Origin of the sequence: Pseudomonas sp. TWR3-1-1, from assembly GCF_049896545.1 — a bacterium.
GTDB classification, from domain to species: Bacteria; Pseudomonadota; Gammaproteobacteria; order Pseudomonadales; family Pseudomonadaceae; genus Aquipseudomonas; species Aquipseudomonas weihenstephanensis.
The window spans coordinates 14,545-34,548 of the sequence record NZ_JAFCUO010000006.1 but is presented as its reverse complement, the minus strand read 5'-3'; the positions used below and the strand labels follow the sequence as shown (position 1 = coordinate 34,548).

The 20,004-nt window shown below is 61.8% G+C and carries 20 protein-coding genes; 3 read left to right on the top strand and 17 right to left on the bottom strand.

What is annotated here, in order from left to right; genetic code table 11:
* Together ACP7A4_RS14485 and hemE are read left to right on the top strand one after the other, a co-directional pair.
* On the top strand, window positions 1-1,419 hold the full coding sequence (locus ACP7A4_RS14485) for an FAD-dependent oxidoreductase (protein ID WP_203303109.1): 1,419 nt from the start codon (window positions 1-3) through the stop codon (window positions 1,417-1,419).
* A 218-nt stretch (window positions 1,420-1,637) separates the two neighbouring features.
* Entirely contained in the window at window positions 1,638-2,705 is a 1,068-nt protein-coding gene (hemE, locus tag ACP7A4_RS14480) for a uroporphyrinogen decarboxylase (RefSeq protein WP_048364541.1), read from the top strand.
* Window positions 2,706-2,771: 66 nt separating this feature from the next.
* On the opposite strand, the gene ACP7A4_RS14475 is transcribed toward hemE, so the two are convergent.
* A complete protein-coding gene (locus ACP7A4_RS14475) occupies window positions 2,772-4,004 on the bottom strand; it encodes an MFS transporter (RefSeq protein ID WP_426247737.1) in 1,233 nt (410 codons plus the stop codon).
* 169 nt (window positions 4,005-4,173) lie between these two features.
* Here ACP7A4_RS14475 and ACP7A4_RS14470 point away from each other — a divergent pair, with 169 nt between their 5' ends.
* Window positions 4,174-5,076: a LysR family transcriptional regulator gene (locus tag ACP7A4_RS14470; RefSeq protein ID WP_059761769.1), complete on the top strand. Its 903-nt coding sequence runs from the start codon at window positions 4,174-4,176 to the stop codon at window positions 5,074-5,076.
* A 95-nt stretch (window positions 5,077-5,171) separates the two neighbouring features.
* On the opposite strand, the gene ACP7A4_RS14465 is transcribed toward ACP7A4_RS14470, so the two are convergent.
* Genes ACP7A4_RS14465 through ACP7A4_RS14390 form a run of 16 tightly spaced genes read right to left on the bottom strand, consistent with a single transcriptional unit; the run spans window position 5,172 to window position 19,961 of the window.
* A complete protein-coding gene (locus ACP7A4_RS14465; protein WP_059761770.1) occupies window positions 5,172-5,618 on the bottom strand; it encodes a hypothetical protein in 447 nt (148 codons plus the stop codon).
* Between the two features lie 29 nt (window positions 5,619-5,647).
* On the bottom strand, window positions 5,648-6,088 hold the full coding sequence (locus tag ACP7A4_RS14460) for a hypothetical protein (RefSeq protein ID WP_048364537.1): 441 nt from the start codon (window positions 6,086-6,088) through the stop codon (window positions 5,648-5,650).
* Window positions 6,089-6,106: 18 nt separating this feature from the next.
* Window positions 6,107-7,333, bottom strand: coding sequence for a beta-ketoacyl-ACP synthase (locus ACP7A4_RS14455; RefSeq protein WP_203303107.1), 1,227 nt, complete (start codon window positions 7,331-7,333; stop codon window positions 6,107-6,109).
* On the bottom strand, window positions 7,333-8,061 hold the full coding sequence (fabG, locus tag ACP7A4_RS14450) for a 3-oxoacyl-ACP reductase FabG (protein WP_048400605.1): 729 nt from the start codon (window positions 8,059-8,061) through the stop codon (window positions 7,333-7,335). The genes ACP7A4_RS14455 and fabG overlap by 1 nt, the downstream gene beginning before the upstream one ends.
* Window positions 8,054-8,521, bottom strand: coding sequence for a hotdog family protein (locus tag ACP7A4_RS14445; RefSeq protein ID WP_048364534.1), 468 nt, complete (start codon window positions 8,519-8,521; stop codon window positions 8,054-8,056). The genes fabG and ACP7A4_RS14445 overlap by 8 nt, the downstream gene beginning before the upstream one ends.
* Complete coding sequence (locus ACP7A4_RS14440; protein WP_203303106.1) at window positions 8,518-9,705, bottom strand: beta-ketoacyl-[acyl-carrier-protein] synthase family protein; 1,188 nt, start codon at window positions 9,703-9,705, stop codon at window positions 8,518-8,520. Before ACP7A4_RS14440 ends, ACP7A4_RS14445 begins: the two co-directional genes overlap by 4 nt.
* Entirely contained in the window at window positions 9,702-10,265 is a 564-nt protein-coding gene (locus tag ACP7A4_RS14435; protein ID WP_426247558.1) for a hypothetical protein, read from the bottom strand. Before ACP7A4_RS14435 ends, ACP7A4_RS14440 begins: the two co-directional genes overlap by 4 nt.
* Window positions 10,259-10,990 (bottom strand): class I SAM-dependent methyltransferase, encoded by a 732-nt coding sequence (locus tag ACP7A4_RS14430; RefSeq protein WP_426247556.1) that lies wholly within the window; start codon window positions 10,988-10,990, stop codon window positions 10,259-10,261. Before ACP7A4_RS14430 ends, ACP7A4_RS14435 begins: the two co-directional genes overlap by 7 nt.
* Complete coding sequence (locus ACP7A4_RS14425) at window positions 10,987-12,234, bottom strand: NAD(P)/FAD-dependent oxidoreductase (RefSeq protein WP_120752307.1); 1,248 nt, start codon at window positions 12,232-12,234, stop codon at window positions 10,987-10,989. Before ACP7A4_RS14425 ends, ACP7A4_RS14430 begins: the two co-directional genes overlap by 4 nt.
* Window positions 12,225-13,385 carry a sodium:proton antiporter gene (locus ACP7A4_RS14420; RefSeq protein WP_426247554.1) on the bottom strand — a complete coding sequence of 387 codons (1,161 nt, stop codon included), beginning with the start codon at window positions 13,383-13,385 and terminating at the stop codon, window positions 12,225-12,227. The genes ACP7A4_RS14425 and ACP7A4_RS14420 overlap by 10 nt, the downstream gene beginning before the upstream one ends.
* Window positions 13,382-15,694 (bottom strand): MMPL family transporter, encoded by a 2,313-nt coding sequence (locus ACP7A4_RS14415; protein WP_426247552.1) that lies wholly within the window; start codon window positions 15,692-15,694, stop codon window positions 13,382-13,384. The genes ACP7A4_RS14420 and ACP7A4_RS14415 overlap by 4 nt, the downstream gene beginning before the upstream one ends.
* On the bottom strand, window positions 15,684-16,352 hold the full coding sequence (locus ACP7A4_RS14410; protein WP_256209664.1) for an outer membrane lipoprotein carrier protein LolA: 669 nt from the start codon (window positions 16,350-16,352) through the stop codon (window positions 15,684-15,686). Before ACP7A4_RS14410 ends, ACP7A4_RS14415 begins: the two co-directional genes overlap by 11 nt.
* A complete protein-coding gene (locus tag ACP7A4_RS14405; RefSeq protein ID WP_059761778.1) occupies window positions 16,349-16,774 on the bottom strand; it encodes an acyl-CoA thioesterase in 426 nt (141 codons plus the stop codon). The genes ACP7A4_RS14410 and ACP7A4_RS14405 overlap by 4 nt, the downstream gene beginning before the upstream one ends.
* Window positions 16,767-18,311, bottom strand: a complete 1,545-nt coding sequence (locus ACP7A4_RS14400) for an HAL/PAL/TAL family ammonia-lyase (RefSeq protein WP_048400589.1) — start codon at window positions 18,309-18,311, stop codon at window positions 16,767-16,769. Before ACP7A4_RS14400 ends, ACP7A4_RS14405 begins: the two co-directional genes overlap by 8 nt.
* The gene (locus ACP7A4_RS14395) at window positions 18,292-19,230 is read right to left on the bottom strand and encodes a glycosyl transferase (RefSeq protein WP_426247549.1); all 939 of its coding nucleotides are present in this window, start codon (window positions 19,228-19,230) and stop codon (window positions 18,292-18,294) included. The genes ACP7A4_RS14400 and ACP7A4_RS14395 overlap by 20 nt, the downstream gene beginning before the upstream one ends.
* On the bottom strand, window positions 19,227-19,961 hold the full coding sequence (locus ACP7A4_RS14390) for a glycosyltransferase family 2 protein (RefSeq protein WP_059761780.1): 735 nt from the start codon (window positions 19,959-19,961) through the stop codon (window positions 19,227-19,229). Before ACP7A4_RS14390 ends, ACP7A4_RS14395 begins: the two co-directional genes overlap by 4 nt.
* Between the last annotated feature and the right edge of the window lie 43 nt (window positions 19,962-20,004).

The following is a 20,004-nucleotide window of genomic DNA, read 5'->3' as shown; positions in this document are numbered from 1 at the left end:
ATGGCTGAACGTCTGAGTAACGACTTCCAGTTCATCGATGTCGGGCGCAAAGATCCGAAGAAGAAACTGTTACGTCAACGCAAAAAAGAGTTCGTGGAGATCTACGAACCGTTCAAACCCCAGCAGTCGGCCGATCAGGCCCACCGCTGCCTGGGCTGCGGCAACCCATACTGCGAATGGAAATGCCCTGTGCATAACTTCATTCCCAACTGGCTCAAGCTGGTGGCCGAGGGCAACATCCTCGCCGCCGCCGAGCTGTCGCACCAGACCAATACCCTGCCCGAGGTGTGCGGCCGGGTGTGCCCGCAAGACCGCCTGTGCGAGGGTGCCTGCACCCTCAATGACGGTTTTGGCGCCGTGACCATCGGCTCGGTCGAGAAGTACATCACCGACACCGCTTTCGCTATGGGCTGGCGCCCGGACATGTCCAAGGTCGTACCGACCGGCAAGCGAGTGGCCATCATTGGTGCCGGGCCTGCGGGCCTGGGTTGCGCTGACGTGCTGGTGCGCGGTGGGGTGAGCCCGGTGGTGTTCGACAAAAACCCGGAAATCGGCGGCCTGCTGACCTTCGGTATTCCCGAGTTCAAGCTCGAAAAAACCGTGCTCAGCCATCGGCGTGAAGTCTTTACCGGGATGGGGATCGAGTTCCGCCTCAACACCGAAATCGGCAAAGACATCAGCATGCAACAGCTGCTGGAAGAGTACGACGCGGTCTTCATGGGCATGGGCACCTACACCTACATGAAAGGGGGGTTTGCCGGTGAAGACCTGCCGGGCGTGCATGATGCGCTGGATTTCCTGATCGCCAACGTCAACCGCAACCTGGGCTTTGAAAAGTCGCCGGACGATTTCGTCGACATGAAAGGCAAAAAGATCGTGGTGCTCGGTGGTGGCGACACGGCGATGGACTGCAACCGCACCTCCATCCGCCAGGGCGCCAAGTCTGTGACCTGTGCCTATCGTCGTGACGAAGCCAACATGCCCGGCTCGCGCAAAGAGGTGAAAAACGCCAAGGAAGAAGGCGTCAAGTTCCTCTATAACCGTCAGCCGATTGCCATTGTGGGTGAAGGTCGCGTCGAAGGCGTGAAGGTGGTTGAGACCCGTCTGGGCGAGCCGGATGCGCGTGGCCGCCGTAGCCCGGAGCCGATTCCGGGGTCAGAAGAAATCATTCCGGCAGATGCGGTGATCATCGCGTTCGGTTTTCGCCCAAGCCCTGCGCTGTGGTTTGAACAGTTTGAGATCCAGACCGACAGCCAGGGCCGCGTGATTGCGCCTGAGCAGTCGCAGTTCAAGCACCAGACCAGCCACCCGAAGATTTTTGCCGGTGGCGACATGGTGCGTGGCTCTGACCTGGTGGTGACCGCGATCTTCGAAGGCCGTACGGCGGCTGAAGGGATCATGGATTATTTGGGGGTCTAAAAACCCTCTCCCAAAGGGAGAGGGTATTGACTGGGTGTACCGCAGATTTATGCAACGCCATAAAACAGCTCGCTCTCCCTTTGGCAGAGGGTTGGGGTGAGGGCAAAGCGTCACCCCAAACGGGGCAAATCGCCCCGATAGATAAAAGGCACGGCTCTTGCCGTGCCTTTTGCGTCCGTCTCTGAGAAAATGCCCCCACTTTTTTTCCGGATGCTGACATGACTGATCTCAAGAATGACCGTTTCCTTCGCGCTTTGCTCAAGCAACCCGTAGACGTAACGCCTGTCTGGATGATGCGTCAGGCCGGTCGCTACTTGCCGGAATACCGCGCCAGCCGCGCCAAGGCCGGTGATTTCATGAGCTTGTGCAAGAACGCCGAGTTCGCCTGCGAAGTCACCATGCAGCCTCTGGACCGTTTCCCGCAGCTCGATGCCGCGATTCTGTTTTCCGACATCCTGACCATCCCCGACGCGATGGGCCAAGGCCTGTACTTCGAAACCGGCGAAGGCCCGCGTTTCAAAAAGGTGGTCAGCACCCTGGCCGACATCGAAGCGCTGCCAATCCCTGATCCGCAAAAAGACCTCGGCTACGTGATGAACGCGGTCAGCACCATCCGCAAAGAACTCAACGGTCGCGTGCCGCTGATCGGCTTCTCCGGCAGCCCGTGGACGCTGGCCACTTACATGGTTGAAGGCGGCTCGTCCAAAGACTTCCGCAAAACCAAAGCCATGCTCTACGACACCCCGCAGGCCATGCACTTGCTGCTCGACAAGCTGGCGCAGTCGGTGACGTCGTACCTCAACGGGCAGATTCTTGCCGGTGCGCAAGCGGTGCAAATCTTCGACACCTGGGGCGGTAACCTGTCGTCGGCGGCGTATCAGGAGTTCTCCCTGGCTTACATGCGCAAAATCGTCAGCGGCCTGATCCGCGAGCACGAAGGCCGCAAAGTACCGGTCATCCTGTTCACCAAAAACGGTGGCCTGTGGCTCGAAAGCATCGCCGATGCAGGCGCCGACGCACTGGGCCTGGACTGGACCTGCGACCTGGGCGAAGCCCGCCGTCGCGTGGGTAACAAAGTCGCGCTGCAAGGCAACATGGACCCCACCGTGCTCTACGCCAACCCCGAAGCCATCCGCACCGAGGTTAAACGCATTCTGGCCAGCTACGGCAACGGTTCGGGCCACGTGTTCAACTTGGGCCATGGCATCACCCCGGAAGTTAAACCGGAACACGCAGGGGCCTTCATCAGCGCCGTGCATGAGTTCTCGGGGCAATACCACCAGTAAGTAGCGGTACGCAAAAGGCCCGGTTCTCGTTAGAGACCCGGGCCTTTTTTATGGCGGGTTGAAAGCTCAGGCGTTCTTCACATTTCCCGGCAACGCGGGCAGTTTGGCCAGGTGCAGTGCCACTAGCAGGGCAATCACCAACAAACCGCCGATAAACAGACCAATGCCGTTCCAGCCCGCGAGGTGCCAAAACACCCCGCCCAAGGTTCCGGCCACGCTCGAGCCTGCGTAGTAGCTGAACAGGTACAGCGACGACGCTTGGCCCTTGGCCTTGGTGGCGCGCCGGCCAATCCAGCTGCTGGCCACCGAGTGCGCGCCAAAGAAACCAAACGTGAACAGCAGCATGCCGATGACCACGAACGCGATTGGTTCCAGCAGGGTCAGGGCAATCCCGGCCAGCATCAGCACGATGACCGCCCACAGCACTTTGCGGCGCCCCAGTTTGTCCGCCAGCGCGCCAATTTGCGCCGAGCTGTAGATGCCCGACAGGTACACGATGGACAGCAAGCCCACCACGGCCTGGTTCATGTTGTACGGGTCGGCCAGCAGGCGATAGCCGATGTAGTTGAACAGCGTCACGAAGCTGCCCATCAGCAGGAACGCTTCGAGAAACAGCCACGGCAACCCGGCGTCGCGAAAGTGCATGGTGAAGCCGTCAAGCAGGCTGCGTGGGTTCATGGCCCGTGGGCGGAAGTTGCGCGACTCGGGAAGGATTTTTACGAACACCAGTGCCGCCACCAGTGCCAGCCCGCCGATCACCAGCATCGCCGTGTGCCAGCTCACAAAGTCGATCAATACGCCGCTGATCAAACGCCCGCTCATGCCGCCAATCGCGTTGCCGCCGATGTACAACCCCATCGCCAGCCCGATGTGCTGCGGGTGAATTTCTTCACTCAAATAGGTCATCGCCACTGCGGCCAGACCACTGAGCGATAAACCCACCAACGCCCGGGTGATCAGTACGCCTTCCCACGTCGGCATCAAGGCACTGAGTACGGTAAAAGCGGCGGCTGAAAACAGCGCAAACACCATCACCGGTTTACGCCCAAAGGCGTCAGAAATAGGGCCGGTTACCAGCAGACCAATGGCCAGCATCGCGGTGGCGACCGACAGGATCAGGCTGCTTTGCGCTGCATTGATCCCGTATTCATGGGACAGCACCGGCATCATCGGCTGCACGCAATACAGCAGTGCAAAGGTCGCAAACCCGCCCGAGAACAACGCCAGCACCGTGCGCATAAACATCGGTGTGCCTTTTTCGATAAACACGTCATTGAGTTCAGCGACAACATCATCCAGCGCAGAAGGCGGGACTTCGTGGGCGAGCGGGGCAACAGCAGTTTTCACGGGAGACCTCAAAAAACACGTAAAGCCGGGCGGCAATGGCAAAAGAATATAGGCGGCTAACGATTCTTTCCAATATATTGTTCGACCTGTTTGATAGGTTTTACGACTCAATGGAGCCTGTATGGAACTGCGTCATTTGCGCTACTTCATCGCCGTCGCCGAAGAGCTGCACTTTGGCCGTGCAGCTCAGTTACTGGGCATCTCCCAACCGCCGCTGAGCCAGCAAATACAGGCGCTGGAGCAGGAGTTGGGTGCGCGATTGTTCGAGCGCACCAACCGGCGCGTTGCACTCAGCGAAGCGGGACGATTGTTTTTGGAAGAGGCGCGCGTGGTGCTGGCGCAGGTCGATAAAGCCGCCGATGTGGCGCGGCGCGCGCAGTTGGGTGAACTGGGCGAATTAAAGATCGGCTTCACCTCATCGGCCCCGTTCAGCTCCAGCATCCCGCAGGCGATCTTTGCCTTTCGTCAGGCATTCCCCGCCGTGCACTTGAACCTCAAAGAAATGAGCAGCCGCGAAGTCGCCGAAGGGCTGGTGGATGAGTCCATCGAAGTGGGCATGATGCGCCCGCTGGTATTGCCCGATTCGCTGCATGCCGTGGAATTGTTCCGCGAGCCGTTGGTCGCCGTGATTCGCGCTGACCACCCGTTGGCCGAAGGCAGTGAAGAGGGCTTGCACCTGGCGGCGCTGGCCGAAGAGCCGTTTGTATTCTTTCCGCGCAGTTATGGCAGCGGCTTGTACGCGCAGTTGCTGAGCCTGGCCCGGCAAGCCGGGTTCAGCCCGCATTTTTCACAGGAAGCCGGCGAGGCCATGACCATCATCGGGCTGGTGTCGGCGGGGTTGGGCGTGTCGGTTTTACCTGCGTCGTTCCAGCACATGCGTATCAAAGGCGTGGTGTACCGGGCGTTGCTCGACCCGGATGCCAACACCGCCGTGTGGCTGGTGCAACGCAAAGGTCAGCACTCACCGATGGCCCATGCGTTTGCCGACCTGCTGACACGTAAAACCGTCCCCAACATCCCGTAGGCGCTGGCGCAGGCTGCGATCTTTCTTAAGGTCAAAAGATCGCAGCCTGCGGGAGGCACGGCAAGGCCGTGAGAGTACAGCGTATCTACGAGGTCTTAGTTCACCTTCGCCAGATCACCCTTCAGCGCCACGCCTGCGATGACCGCGCCCGCATGGCATTCGTAGGTTTTAGGGTCTTTGCGTTCGTTGCGCTTGTAGAAGCTGGCGATGTTGGTCACGGCGTTGGCCCCGACTTTTTTCGCCGCTTCGTGCATTGTGATCAGCGCCGATTGCAGGGCCCAAGAACAGGCTTGTTCGTCGCTTTTGTTGAAGGCGTTGGTCTTTTTGTTGGTCACAGCGCCCGGGCTGACCACGGTGACTTTGCCGCGTGGCGTGTTGCCTGCCAGGTAGAACTTGACGCTGCCGTCGATTTTGCCGGTGCTGATGGCTTCGGTCACCACCTGGTCAAATGGCAGGTACAGCGCGGTATCACGCGCCTGACTCACGGCTGGCAGGGTGCACAGCAGCAGGGTGGTGGCAGCGGCCAGAGTTTTGAATTGCATTGAAGTCTCCTTGACGTCAAAAAGGTGTGTTATTGCGGTTTTGCCAAAGCCGATTGCGACAGCTGTTGAGCGGTCTGTTCGTTCTGGTGGTCTTTCAACTCACGCAGGATGCCTTTGTCCAACAGGCGCACCCAACGGATGTAATTCTTGTGAATCTTGCCGTCCTTGTAGTCCAGGCCGCTGCTGTCGCGGTACTGGATACGGTAGTGGTCGGCGCTGTACGGGATGTCAATTTCGGCGTGGTATTGGCCGCGTACGGTAATGTGCGCCTGCACCAACTGCGGAGTGATTTTCTGTACCGTCCATTGGCGCGCGACCAGGGTTTTGACGATGGCGTGCTGCATGCTCGCCCGGTCGGTCTGGATCGACACCGGCACGCTGCGGTCGGGCGTGAGCAGGCGTTTGCTGCTGCACGACACTGTGCTCAGCAGCGCCAGGGCGATCAGGGTTGCGCGTAACAGGTAAGGCATTCCATTGACTCCAGAAGGTCACGACCAGCGACGGAAGATCAACGACGTGTTGACCCCGCCGAAGGCAAAGTTGTTGTTCATCACGTAATCGTTGTGCATCGTGCGCAACTCGCCGCGCAGGTAGTCCAGCTCGCCGCAGCGCGGGTCGATGACATCCAGGTTGAGGGTCGGCACGTAGCGGTCGCTGTTCATCATTTCGATGCAGAACCAGGATTCCAGCGCGCCACAGGCGCCAAGGGTGTGGCCCAAAAAGCTCTTCTGTGAACTGATCGGCATGCTTGGGCCGAACAGTTCGCTGGTGGCCAGGGTTTCGGCGATGTCGCCCTGTTCGGTGGCGGTGCCGTGACCGTTGACGTAACCGATGGCGCTGGCCTCGATACCTGCGTCTTCCAGCGCCAGCTCCATCGCCCGGCGCATGGTGCTGACTTCCGGGCGCGTGGTGTGCTGGCCATCGGCGTTGCTGCCAAAACCGACGATTTCAGCGTGAATGTGAGCGCCACGCGCCAGTGCGTGTTCCAGTTCTTCGAGTACCAGCATGCCGCCACCTTCCCCGATCACCAGGCCGTCGCGGCCGTTGTCGTAAGGCCGTGGGCTGGTGTGCGGGGCGTCGTTTTTCAGGCTAGTGGCGTACAGCGCGTCAAACACCATGGCTTCGGTGGGGCACAGTTCTTCGGCACCCCCGGCGAGCATCAGCGGTAAACGCCCGAACTTGATGGCTTCGTAGGCGTAGCCGATGCCCTGACTGCCGCTGGTGCAGGCACTGGAGGTGGGAATCAAACGCCCGGTGAGGCCAAAAAAGATGCTGATATTGGCCGCTGTGGTGTGCGGCATCATGCGCACGTAGCTGTTGGCGTTCAGGCCTTCGGCCACGGAGTTGAGCAACATGTTGCCGAAGGCTTTGATTTCGTCGGTGCTGCCGGTGGACGAGCCGCAGGCCACGCCCATGCGCCCGTCACGAATGATCGGGTTGCCCAGCAAGCCCGCGTCTTGCAGCGCCTGCTCGGCCGCACCCACCGCCAACCGGGACACGCGGCCCATGCTGCGCAGTTGTTTGCGGGTCCAGTGTTTGGGCACTGCAAAGTCATCAATCGGCCCGGCCAGGCGCGTGTTGAGTTCGGTGAAACGGTCCCATTCATCCATGCGCCGGATGCCACTGCGTCCGGCCACAAAGCGGGCTTCAATACTGGCCCAGTCACTGCCCAGCGAGGTGATGCCGGCCATGCCGGTGACGACAACGCGTTTCATCAGCACAGGCCCCCGTTGACGGCCAGCACTTGGCGGGTGATGTAACCGGCTTCGGCCGACATCAAAAAGTTAACCGCGCCCGCGACTTCTTCCGGGGTGCCCATGCGTTGTGCCGGGATCATTTTCATCAGTTCTTCTACAGGGACGTTTTCGTCGAGCATGGCGGTGTCGATCAACCCCGGCGCTACGCAGTTGACGGTGATCTTGCGCTTGCCCAGCTCGATGGCCAGCGCCTTGGCGGCGCCGATCAGCCCGGCTTTGGAGGCGCTGTAATTGACTTGCCCACGGTTGCCGATCAGGCCCGACACCGAGGTGATGCACACGATGCGTCCGGCCTTGCGGCGGCGGATCATGGGCATCATCACCGGGTGCAGCACGTTGTAAAAACCGTCGAGGTTGGTGCGCATCACCACGTCCCAGTCGTCTTCGCTGAGCGCGGGGAAGGCGCCGTCGCGGGTCAGACCGGCGTTGAGGACGACGCCGTAATAAGCGCCATGCGCTTCTACGTCGGCCTCCAGAATGGCTTTGCATTGGGCGCGCTCTGACACGTCGAATTGCAGCACGCGTGCGCTACGACCCAAGGCGTGCACCTCGGCCATCACGGCGTCGGCCTCGCTGCGGCCGCTGCGGCAATGCAGCACCAGATCAAAACCGGCCTGCGCCAGGCGCAAGGCGATGGCGCGACCGATGCCACGGCTGGAGCCGGTGACCAAAATAGACTCAGTCATGGCGGGTCTCCTGAGATGCTTGAGCAAGGTAGTTATCGGCCTGAGGCGGACGGAACACGTTCAGGCGGGCGGTGGCATGGATATCGGGACCCGTGAGGTGGCACTCGAATACGCCCATGCCGTTGTCGTCTTCCAGCGAGCGCAGCGCATGGATATGCAACTCGCAGCCCAGCGGGAAGTGGTCGACGTTGCATTCAAATTTGCGCGTGCCGAGCAAAAAGCCCAGCTCGACCGGATCGCCTTGCACGCGGGCGCGGCAACCGGCGTAGGCGGCCACGCTTTGTGCCATCAACTCGACGCCGACCCAGGCGGGCAGGCTGCCGTCTTCGCGGTTGAACAAGCCACCTGCGCGCACGGTAAGGCGGGTGTGGATCTGCTCTTGATCGAACGCCAGCACCTGATCGATCAGGATCATGTCGCCAGCGTGGGGCAGCAATTGGGCGAGAGGCCAATCAATCATGGGGCGTCTCCGATAATCAGGCTGACGTTGTTGCCGCCGAAGGCAAACGAATTGCTCATCAGGCAGCGCTGTGCGTTAGAAGCCAGGGTGCGGCCGGGCGTCACCCAATCCAGCGCGGGCAGCGTCGGGTCGGGCTGGCCGTCCCACACATGCGGCGCGAGGGCGTTGGCGTGGGTCAGGCTCAGCCAGCAAAACGCGGCTTCAAGGGCACCGGCCGCGCCGAGGGTGTGGCCGGTCATGGGTTTGGTCGAGGAGCACGGCACGCCGTGCGGGAACACCTGCGCCACGGCGTGGCTTTCCATCGCATCGTTGTGATGGGTCGCGGTGCCGTGCAGGTTCAGGTAGCCGATGTCACCGGGTTGCAGGCCCGCACGGCTCAAGGCTTTGCGCATGGCTTGCGCCGCGCCGCGCCCGGACGGCTCCGGGGCCGAAATATGGTGCGCATCCGAACTGGCGCCGGCGCCCAGCAGTGCGATGGCATGTGTAGCGGCCGGTTGTTTGCTCATCACAAACAGCACGGCTGCTTCGCCGATATTGATACCGCGCCGATTGGCCGAGAACGGGTTGCAGCGTTCATCCGCCACTGCTTCCAGCGCGCTAAAACCGTTGAGGGTCAGCTTGCACAAACTGTCGACGCCACCGCACAGCACCACGTCGCACAGGTTCATGTCCAGTAAGCGCTGGGCGCTCATCAGGGCACGGGCGCTGGAGGTGCAGGCCGTGGAAATCACATAGGCGGGGCCGGTGATGTTCAGCCAGTCGGCGAGGAAGGTAGCCGGGGCGCTCAACTCTTGTTGCCGGTAGTCGTAATCGTCGGGGAAAAGCTGCGCCTGCAAGTAGTGGGCGATGCCACGACTGGCCTCATCAATGCCCGAGGTGCTGGTGCCCAACACAATGGCTACGCGCGCCGGGCCGTAGGTGCTGATCGCCTGTTGGATTTGGCTGTGAATCTGCAACGCGGCGTCAAGCAACAGCTGGTTGTTACGGCTGCTTTGCTGGCGCAGCTCGGGCGGGATGACCGGTAACGCGTCGTGCACTGCGCCCACGGTGAGCGAGCGCTCTGGCACCCAGCCGTTTTCGCGCTGCATGCCGGTGCAATCACCGGCAAACAGGTTGCGCGCGACCTCGTCGGGGCCACGGCCCAGCGCACAGATCACGCCCACGGCATTCAGATACGCAGTCATTGAGCCGCCTCGGCGTTGAGTGGGCTGATGTCGTAATACACATCGCCTTGGGTATCGATGCGAAACACCTGCGGCTGGTCGTACTGGATCTGCCAGCGCTGGCTGATCACGCGCACATTGGACACGGACTTGGCCTGTGGATAATTACGCTTCAACTCATGGGCCGGGGTCAGCGCAAACAGCAGTGCGGCGAACAACTCTCGGGCCTCGGGGTTGGGCGGCAACAAGCCGTCGGCGTGCCAGCGGTTGTGCGTGAGCAACTGGCGCGCCAGCGGAATCCCCAGCGGGTCCATCAGTGACCAGCGCAGGCCGCCGTCTTCCTGCTGAATGACCAGCAACCAGTCTTGGCGCTGATCGGCTTGCTCGCGCTGTACATGCAGTTGCATCGGCAGCGCGAGAGTCGGGGTCTGACGCGGCAACGGCTGAGTGCTGCAACCGCTCAGGAGCAGCGCCACACACAACGCTGCGCAGAGTCTGTAGCGGCTGGCAACGGCGTCGATAAGCGCCGCAGGCCCTTTGCACCGCAACGTTTGGCCGCCTGCGGGGCGTGTGTTTAGCATGTCGGTGTGCCTGACAGGGGTTTGCGGGCCACGACGTTAACAAGCGTCTCCTCGCGCTGGCCCACCGGTTTGGGGCGGCGCAGGCCAAAGCGCTCCAACAGGCCGAAGTCTTTGGAACGGCTCCACCACAGGTACGGGTAGGACACGTTCTGCGCATCAAACTCAAAGCCCTGATCGCGGATCATGTCGAGGTATTGCGCGGCGCTTTTTTGGACGTGCATCGGGTGGCGGAACAACCAGCGAATCACCCAGGTGTCGATGTAGGCTTCGGTGGACTCGGCAAACAGCAAGTAACCGCCCGGTTTGAGCACTCGGTAAAACTCGGTCAGCGCCCGATCCTGCTGCACCAGATGATGAAACGTCTGGTGGCAGAACAGAAGGTCGACGCTGTCGTCAGGCACGTCGAGTTGCGCGCAGTCGCTGCCGATCAGTTCGATGTCGATGCCCTGGCGCGCGGCTTCTGCGCGGCTCATCTCAAGGCTCAGCGGGTCGGCATCGAGGCCGATCAAACGCTGCGGGGCGAAGGTTTTGTGCAGGTACTGGAACGACTTCCCCTGACCGCACCCGGCATCCAGGATCACCGGTGCGCAGGGCAGGTGGTCACTGAACAGGCCGTGCAGGTCGTTGATCGCCACGCGCAATACGTGGTGCTGCCAAGTGTGGCTGCGCAAAAACCAAAAGCCGAAACGGGTTTCTTCAACATAGGTGTCGCTCAGAGGTTTCATGCAGGCTCCGTGGCGCAGATATCTGACAGCATGCGCAAACGGCGCTTGGGTTCGCTGACGAATGGGTTGCGTTCATCCCAGGCATAACCCGCCAGAATCGAGCTGATCATGCGGCGAATCTGGGGCGAGCTGCCGGGGTGGAAAATCACGTCTTGAAAGGTCCCGGCATACCAGCCTTCGACGTAGCAGCGGAAGGTGTCGACCCCACGTTTGAGCGGGTCGGCAAACTCGGTTTGCCAATCGACGGCCTCGCCTTGCAACTGACGGTGCAGCACGCCTGCGGCCATGCTCGCCGAACGCATGGCAATGGTCACGCCCGAAGAAAACACCGGGTCGAGGAACTCAGCCGCGTTGCCCAGCAAGGCAAAACCCCGGCCGTGCAGGGTTTTGACATTGGCCGAGTAGCCGCCAATGGTGCGTGCGGGGGTGTCCCATACCGCGTTGGCCAGCACCCGTTGCAGGCTCGGGGTTTCGTCGATGAAGCTGCGCAGGCGCTCATCGAGGTTTTCGCTGCGCCCTGCAAAATGTTCCGCCGCCGCGACCACGCCCACCGAACAGCGGCCATTGCTGAACGGAATGCTCCAGAACCAAATGTCGCGGTGGGTGGGGTGAGTGGTGACGAGGATTTTGTTGCGCTCAAAACCTGGGCAATCAATGCGGTCTTCGACGTGGGTGAACACCGCTTGGCGCACCGGGAAGTTGGAGGGTGCTTCAAGGTCGAGCAAGCGTGGAAGCACGCGCCCATAACCACTGGCGTCGAGGATGAAGTCGGTTTCAACCGTGTAGCGGCTGCCGTCTTCGCGTTCGACCTGCAACTGCGGTTTGGCCCGTTCAATGTCGGTGGCGATGACGGTTTGGCCGTAACGGATTTCAACGCCTTGCAGCGCGGCCTGATCGGCCAGCAACTTGTCGAAGTCGCCCCGCTGTACCTGAAAAGTGGTGGGTTTGCCGTTGCTGAACGTGTCGCCAAAATCGAACGCGCTGTACTGCTCGCCCCAGGCGAATGCAGCACCGTTTTTGACCTGAAAACCCGCGGCTTGCACGGCCTCCAGCATGCCGGCTTCTTCGAGAAAATCGATGCAATGCGACAGCAGGCTTTCGCCAATCGAGAAACGCGGAAAGTGCTGGCGCTCGATGATCAACACATCGTGACCTTTGCGCTTGAGCAAGGCCGAAGCAATCGCACCAGACGGCCCGGCACCGATCACTACCACCTGACGACGTTCCATTTCTACTACTGACACAAGGGCTCCTTGCCGGGGACTACGGCAGACTTCAAAGGGGTTTTGTTCATGCCCGCCAGCGCCGGTAACAGCGTGGCGGCCAGGCCCATCAGCATCAGCGCGAAGTACAGCGCGGGGCTGATGAGCTGTTGTTGCAATAGCAGGTTGAGGAACACGATTTCACTCAACCCGCGAATATTCAGTAACAGGCTTTCACGCCAGCGGCTGGCACCGGCAAACGAGGGCGTGGCCCAGCTCAGGCCCAGCCAGTTGCCCAACACTTTGCTCAGCACCGGCAGCATCAGCAGCGCGCACAGTTGCAGCGGGCTGATGGCGCTCAAGGCGCTGTGCACATTGATCTGCACAATGCCGAACGTGAGGATCAGCGGAATCGCTACAAAGGTTTGCAAACGCTCAAGCCAGACAGCCTTTAACGGCATCACCAGCGCCACCTTGAGCCACGCCATGCACAACAAATAGCCCACGCCAAAAATCAGCGCATTGAGGCGGTAATGCTCGGCCACCACCAGCAAGGCAAAAAAGCTCAGGCTGTAACACAGCGGCTGGCGGATGCGCAGGGCGCGCAGCAGCAACGGCAGCAAGGCTGCGGCGATGGGCAGCAACAGGCTGTTGAGGTCCAGGCTGCCCTGCGCCAGCCCGAACAGGCTCCAGCAGGTCAGGTCGATGAGGATTGCGCTTTGCACCAGCCGCCGGGTGGCGGCGGGCGGGTAACCGATGTGGCGCAGGTACAGGTACAACACCGGAATGGCGGTGATGGCAAACACCAGCCCGACCGCCAGCGAACTCAGCCACGGCTGTGGCGGTAGCAACCATACGGCGCAAGCCAGCCCGCAGGCGAAGGGCACAAGAAAACTGGGCAGGGCGATTTTCACGCTTTGGCGGTCGAGTCGCAGGTCAATCACGTCACTCAAAATATGCCCCAGCAACAGCGCGAAGCTGAGGCTGTAGAGGCTTTTTAGCCACGTCGGCGAGACCAGTTGCGCGCCAGTCAGTTGCCAGTGCGGTTCGATCCACAGCAGCATCAACAGCGGCAAACCGATGGACGCCAGCAGTAACTGGCTGACAATCGGGATCAGCCCAAAATGGCGGCCCACACGGGTCGCCAGCGCAAACAAGGCCAAGGCCAGCAGCCAGAACACAAGCGTCATCACGCGCGATGCTCCTGCTTGCCAGCCCATGGCGCGAGGATAAAGCTGAACGCCAGGCCCAGGCTCACCGACAGGCCGAAGTTGCTCACCGCAGGCGTGCTGGAGACGGCCAGCAAGCCGAACGACAACCACGTCGTCAGCGCCGCCAGCAGTGTGCCCAGCAGGCTGACGGCGGCGCCGCCTATTTGCTCACGCATCAAAATCGCGTAGTCGACGCTGATCGCCGTCACCAGCAGCAAGCCGAACAGGCTGAACAGTGTCAGTGGCTGACCCAGCCAACCGAGGCTGGCCAGGCTGCACAGCGCAGCCAGCAGCGGCAGGGCGACGATGCGCAGCGCACCGCCAAAGCCGAATGGGGCGATCAGCAACAGCACGATCAGGGCGCAGGACAACAGCTTCAATTCGGCGGCGCTGATTTGTGTGGCGGCGAACACGTTGTTCAAGTCGCCCAAACGATCCACCAGCTCGACGCCGGGTAAATCGTGCGCTTGCACCCGCAGCAGGCTGGCGTTGTTCAGCCCTTGCAGGCTGACCATCGCGGCCACGCCTTCGGTTTGTTTGCCCAGCCACAGCAGGCGCCACGGCTCAGCCAGCGGGCCGTTGAGTGCGTCGTCGATACCTTGCTCGGGCAAGCTTTGCAGTTGGCTCAACTCGTGTTGCAGCGCCGCTTGCGGCACGCCCAGCGCCAGCAGCGGCTGCCAGTGCCGGGGCAGGGCGTTGAGCGCAGCGCGCACTTGCTGTTGCTCGCGGGGCAGGCTGACCAACTGGTTCAGCGCCAGATAACCCTGCAATTTGCCCATGTTGATCAACTGATCCAGTCGCTCGCTGAGGGCGGTTTGGCGCTCCAGCAGTTGTTGTTCATTCTCGGCCCGCACCAGAAAAAACTGGCTAGTGGGCTGATACCCGGTGATGCGTGCAATCGCTTGCGCTTCAGCCGTCAACTGCGGCGGCGCACCGACCCACTGGCGGATGTCGTTTTTACTGGTCAGTTGCCACAAGCCGGCGGCACAAAACGCCACCAGCAAGGCCAGCAGCGCAGGCGTCGGGACTTTACTCAGCAACGCGTCGCGCAGGTTGAGCAAACCTTGCGCGACCGTGAGTGGCCATTGCGCGGGCCGCAGTTCCACTGTGTTGAGTAACGCTGGCAGCAAACACACCGCACTCAGATAGGCGCCGATCAAACCGGCGGCAGAGAAGATGGCAATTTGGGTCAAGGCCGGAAACGGGGTAAAGGCCAATGCCAGATAGCCGATGCAACTGGTGGCCAGGCTCAGGCTCAGGCCGGGCAGGGTCAGGCGCAAGGCGGGCCAACTGCGCCAGGGTTTCAGGCTCCAGCTTTTGGACAGGTAATGCAGCGGGTAATCCACCGCCACGCCGATCAGGCTGGACCCCAGCACCAGCGTCATGACGTGCATGCTGCCGAAAAACGCGACGCACGCGACGGCGCCGAACAGCATGCCCACCAGCACCGGCACGAACGCCAACAGCACCCGCCAGCGGCGGAACGCCAGCAGCAGCAACAAGAGGATGCCAACGGTCGCGCCACCGCCGACCCAGGTGATTTCGCGGGTGGCTTGCTGCTGACCGCTGGCGGCGTAGAGCAAGCCACTGGCCGCCAGCAGCTCGACGTGTTGGCTGGCCACGTGCTCACGGCTGCGCTCCAGCAGCGCGGCGACGTGCAGTGGCAGGGTCATGTCAAACGCGTTGCCTTGGGTGCGGGCGCGCAGTAGCACCCAGCTTTTGCCATCGGCATCGGCGATCAGGGCGCCGCTGCCAATGTCCAGTTGCACCGCGCCCCGTTGCGGCTGGCTGTTCTGAATACGCCCGGTGAGGCCCAACCAATCGTCCTGGCTGGGCACCAGGCTGAACCCGGTGAACGGGTCGAACAGCGCTTGCACCCGTTGCTCGATAAACGCCTGTGGGTGGTCGATCAGTTGTTCGCGGTCGGCGCTGGACAACATCGCCAAACGCCCGCGCAGCAGTTGCTCGCGCAGCGCGGGGAGGTCGGCTTGCAGGTTCCATTGCACGCTTTCAAACAGACCGCTGGCCTGCCATTGCTCGCCCAATTGCTGCGCGGCGGCGACGGCCTGTTGCCGATCCGTGCTGCCCACCAGTACCAGCATTTCGCGGTTCAGGGGTTCTTGCATGCGCTGTTCGGCGCGCAGTTGCAGCGCGTCGGGTGCGTCGCCGGGCACCAGCTCCATCAAGTTGGCCGACAGCGGTGCGCCGTGACGCCACTGCCACCCGGCGAGCGCGAGCACGACCAGCAGCAAGATCAAAAAACCTCGGGGCAGCCAATATTCACTGCGCAAAATCGAGTTGCTCCGCGTCGCTCAACGGCTGGTTGCTGACGCTGTTTTGCATCTTCAGCAGCGTGCTGTCGCCTTGGGTTTCTTGCAGCTCGATGCGCTGCACCAGTGCGCCGCCGTCGATGTTGATCTGCTTGAACACTTGCTTGAGCAGCAGCGAGCGCGGGGTCAGGGTCAGCGTCCAGTGCGCGGATTCGCCGTGCAGTTGCAGGTCGAAATCGCGTTGCAAACCGCTGCTGTCACCTTGCAGCACGGCGAGGAACAAGCGGTTTTGTTCAGCGCCTGCGCTTTTGCCGGGGAGCATTTGCCACGCGTTGGCGTTACGCCGTGCGATGCCAAGGGCTGTGATGCGGTAATCCTGTTGCAGCGGGGTTTTCAACTGCCAGAGCAGGCCGTGATCTTTGGCCAGTACAAACGTGCCGGTGCTGGTCAGGGGCTTGGGCAGGGCGCGCAGGTGTTTTTCTTGAATGAAGTCGCCGTGGATCACGTGGGGTTTGGCCAGTTGCTCGCTCAGTTGTTGCAGGTCGAAGGCGTGGGCCAGCGGTGAAAAGGCCAATAAAGCGGCGAACACCCTGCAGATTCGGGCGCGTTTTTTGCCCTCATCCCAAGCCTGCGCGAGAGGGGTGGGGTGAAGGGCTTTTGCCGTTAAACAGACACTCATGACAACACCCGCTCAACTGCATCGATAAAGCACTGGGGCGACGCCAGTTGCATTTCACGGCTGGCAATCTCAACCGCCACTTGCACGCTACAAGCCCGGGTCAAACGCTCGCCGCTGGCCAGATCGGTGATCAGGTAGCTGATCTTCAAGCGGTTCTCCCACTCCACCAGGTTGGCCCGCACGTTGATGCGTTGACCAAACGTGGCGCCGCGCACGTAACGCAGTTGCAGGTCGATCACCGGCCACGCGTAGCCCGCTTGGAGCATCTGCGTGTAGTTGTGGCCCACATGGTCGAGCAGCGCACACCGCGCCACTTCGAGGTATTTGACGTAATGCCCGTGCCACACCACGTGCAGGGTGTCGATGTCGAAAAACGGCACCAACACTTCGGTATCAACGTGCAACACGCCTTTGCTACGCATGCAGCCTCCAGTGTTGTTGGGCAATACGGCTCAGGCACAGGCGCAGTTCAGCTTCGAGGGCGCGGTCTTCAACCACCGGTGCAAAGTCTTTGGCCAGTTCGGCGTGCATCACCGCCAGAGCGGGCGGCAGTGCACGGGCGTCTTCGGCGCGGCTGCGCAGCCACACGCCCTGATTGGCCGCGAGCAAGGCCGCGGCGGCCACTTGTTCGGTCAGTTCCAGTACGCGGATCGCATCGCGGGCGGCGATAGTGCCCATGCTGACTTTGTCCTGGTTATGGCATTCGGTAGAGCGCGAGAACACGCTGGCCGGCATGGTGTTTTTCAGCGCTTCGGCGGTCCAGGCGCTGGTGCCGATTTGCACCGCTTTGAAACCGTGGTTGAGCATGGCGCGCTCGGCCGTTGCGCCCGACAGGTTGCTCGGCAAACCGTGGTTGTAACGCACGTCCACCAGCAGCGCGAGTTGACGGTCCAGCAGGTCGGCGACGTTGGCCACCAAGGTTTTGAGGCTGTCCATGGCAAAGGCGATGTGCCCGCCGTAGAAGTGCCCACCGTGCAGCACGCGTTCTTCTTCGGCGTCGATGATCGGGTTGTCGTTGGCACTGTTGAGTTCGGTTTCGATGAACCCGCGCAGCCAGCCCAGGCTGTCGGCCAACACGCCGAGCACATGCGGGGCGCAACGCAGTGAGTAACGGTCTTGCAGGCGATGCAGCGGCGCGGTCGGGGCGTCGATGGCCAGGTCTTGGCGCAGCCATGCGGCCACTTGCATTTGCCCAGGGTGGGGCTTGGCGGCGAACAGGCGTTCGTCGAAGTGTTCCGGGTTGCCTTGCAGCGCCACCACGTTGAGCGCGGTGATGCGCGTGGCGAGTTTGAGCAGGTAATCGGCGCGCGCGTAAGCCAGGCAGGCAAGGCCGGTCATGACCGCGGTGCCGTTCATCAGCGCCAACGCTTCTTTGGGGCGCAGCACCAGCGGGGTCCAGCCCAGCTCGCGGTGTACGTCAGCCGAGAAGCGGCGCTCGCCGTTGAACAGCACTTCGCGCTCACCGGACAAGGTCGCGGCCACGTACGACAGCGGCGTCAGGTCGCCGCTGGCGCCCACCGAGCCTTCTTCGGGGATCAGCGGCAGGATGTCGTGGGCGATGAAGGCGTGCAGACGCTCCAGCAGCTCGATGCGCACCCCGGACACGCCGTGGCACAACGACTGCAAGCGCGCTGCCAGCACGGCGCGGGTGGCTTGAGCGTCGAGCAATTTTCCCAGCCCGCAGCCGTGGAAGGTGTAGAGGTGGCGCGGCAACGCTTCGACATGCTCCAGCGGCACCGCCACCACGCACGAATCGCCGTAACCGGTGGTGACGCCGTAGATCACGCCTTCTTTGTCGAGCAACGAATCCAGAAAACGTGCGCCTTTGGCGATGCGTTCGCGGTATTGGGCGTCGTCTTGCAGTTGGGTCGGCACCTGACGATTGGCCAGGGCCAGCACGTCTTCAATGCGCAAAGGGGTTTGGCCGAAGGTTACTGGCTCATGCGGATGCGTCGTCATCGGTCTTCCAGAATGGGTAAAAGTTAAACCATTGGTGCGGCGCCTGAAGGCAGTAATGCCCCAGGCGCTCTGCGTAGCGGGTGGTCCAGTCGGCAATCACCTGTTCGCGGTCGCTGCGCCGCCAGTGCACGGCCTCGGCGAACGGTTCGAGGATTACCCGATAGCGGCCTTGGTGTTTGAGGCAAAACATCAGATTGACCGGGCATTTGAGCAATCCGGCCAGCAGCCACGGGCCTTGAGGAAAGGCCGCCGTGTGGCCGAGGAAATCCACCTGCACATTACGCCCGCCATGCAGCGGTACGCGGTCACCGGCAATCGCCAGCCATTCGCCGTTTTCCAGACGCTGGCTCAATTGCAGCATCACCGCAGGGTTGAGTTCGCTGACCTGAATCAGGCGCAGGTTGCTGGCGCCCGCCTCGCCCAGCAGGCGATTGAACTGTTCGGCGTGCTTGGTGTGCACCAGCACGTTCATGGTGACTTGCTCACCCAGCTCGGCGAGGGCGCGGCACACTTCAAGGTTGCCCAAATGTGCGCCCACCAGCAGTTGCCCGCGCTCGCCACGCAATTGGTCGCGCAGGCGAGCGGGGTCGACGATGTCGATGTCTTCAATCTTCAAACGGCCGTTCCACACGTCGAGCTTGTCGAGCAGGGCGTCGGCAAAGGCCATGAACTGTCGGAACACGCGGCGGCGGGTGGGGCGCAGCGCGCTTTGCCCGCTCCAGTCGGCCAAGCGTTGCTGGTACTGCCAAATGCTGCGCCGCGCGCGGGTGCCGAACAAAAAGAAGTACAACACGATGGCGTACAGCACCGGTGCGAGGACGCGGCGGCCGAGGAGTTTGACGCCAAAGGCGGTGAGCTTCATCAGCCGGAAACTGCCGCGCTCCTTGTGGTCAGCCCAATGCTGTTGAGGGTCGCTCATGCTTTACAGCGTCTCCAGAGAATGCTCGGCAAGCGCAGCAACATGCCGAAAAAGAGCTTGGTGTGCATGCTGGAAATCAGCGCGTTGTCGTGGAACAGGCGAAAGTGCGACAGGCCGTCTTGCGGGTAATGCACCTGGGTTGGCAGCCAGCGCATGGGTTGGTTGCGCCAGGCCAGACGCACGAGGATTTCGGGGTCGAAGTCCATGCGTTTACCCAGCTTGACCGAGTTGATCAGGGCCAGTGTCGGCGCCAGCGGGTACACCCGAAAACCGCACATCGAATCGGGAATCTGTAACGACAGGCTGTTGATCCACACCCAGACGTGGGTCAGGTAGCGCGCATACAAACGGCCTTTGGGCACGCTGGCGTCGTACTGTGGGTAACCGCAGATCAGTGCGTCGGGGTTGTGTTGCGAGACTTGCAGGAAGGTGGCGACGTCGCGCAGGTCGTGCTGGCCGTCGGCGTCCACTTGCAGGGCATGGGTGAACCCCAGCCGCGAAGCCTCACGCAAACCGGCCATCACCGCGCCGCCCTTGCCCTGATTGACCGCCAGGCGGATCAGGAAGACGTGTTCACGCAGCGACAGCTGTTGGAGCACATCACGGCAGGCCGGGCTGCTGGCGTCATCGACCAGCACGCAAGGCAACTGGGCTGCGAGCAGGGCGTCGACCACCGCAGGTACGGCGGTTTCATGGTTGTAAACCGGGATCACGGCGCAAGGGTTATGCATGCTCAGTCACCTCCAGGCACAAGATTGCGCTTGGCCCCCGCAC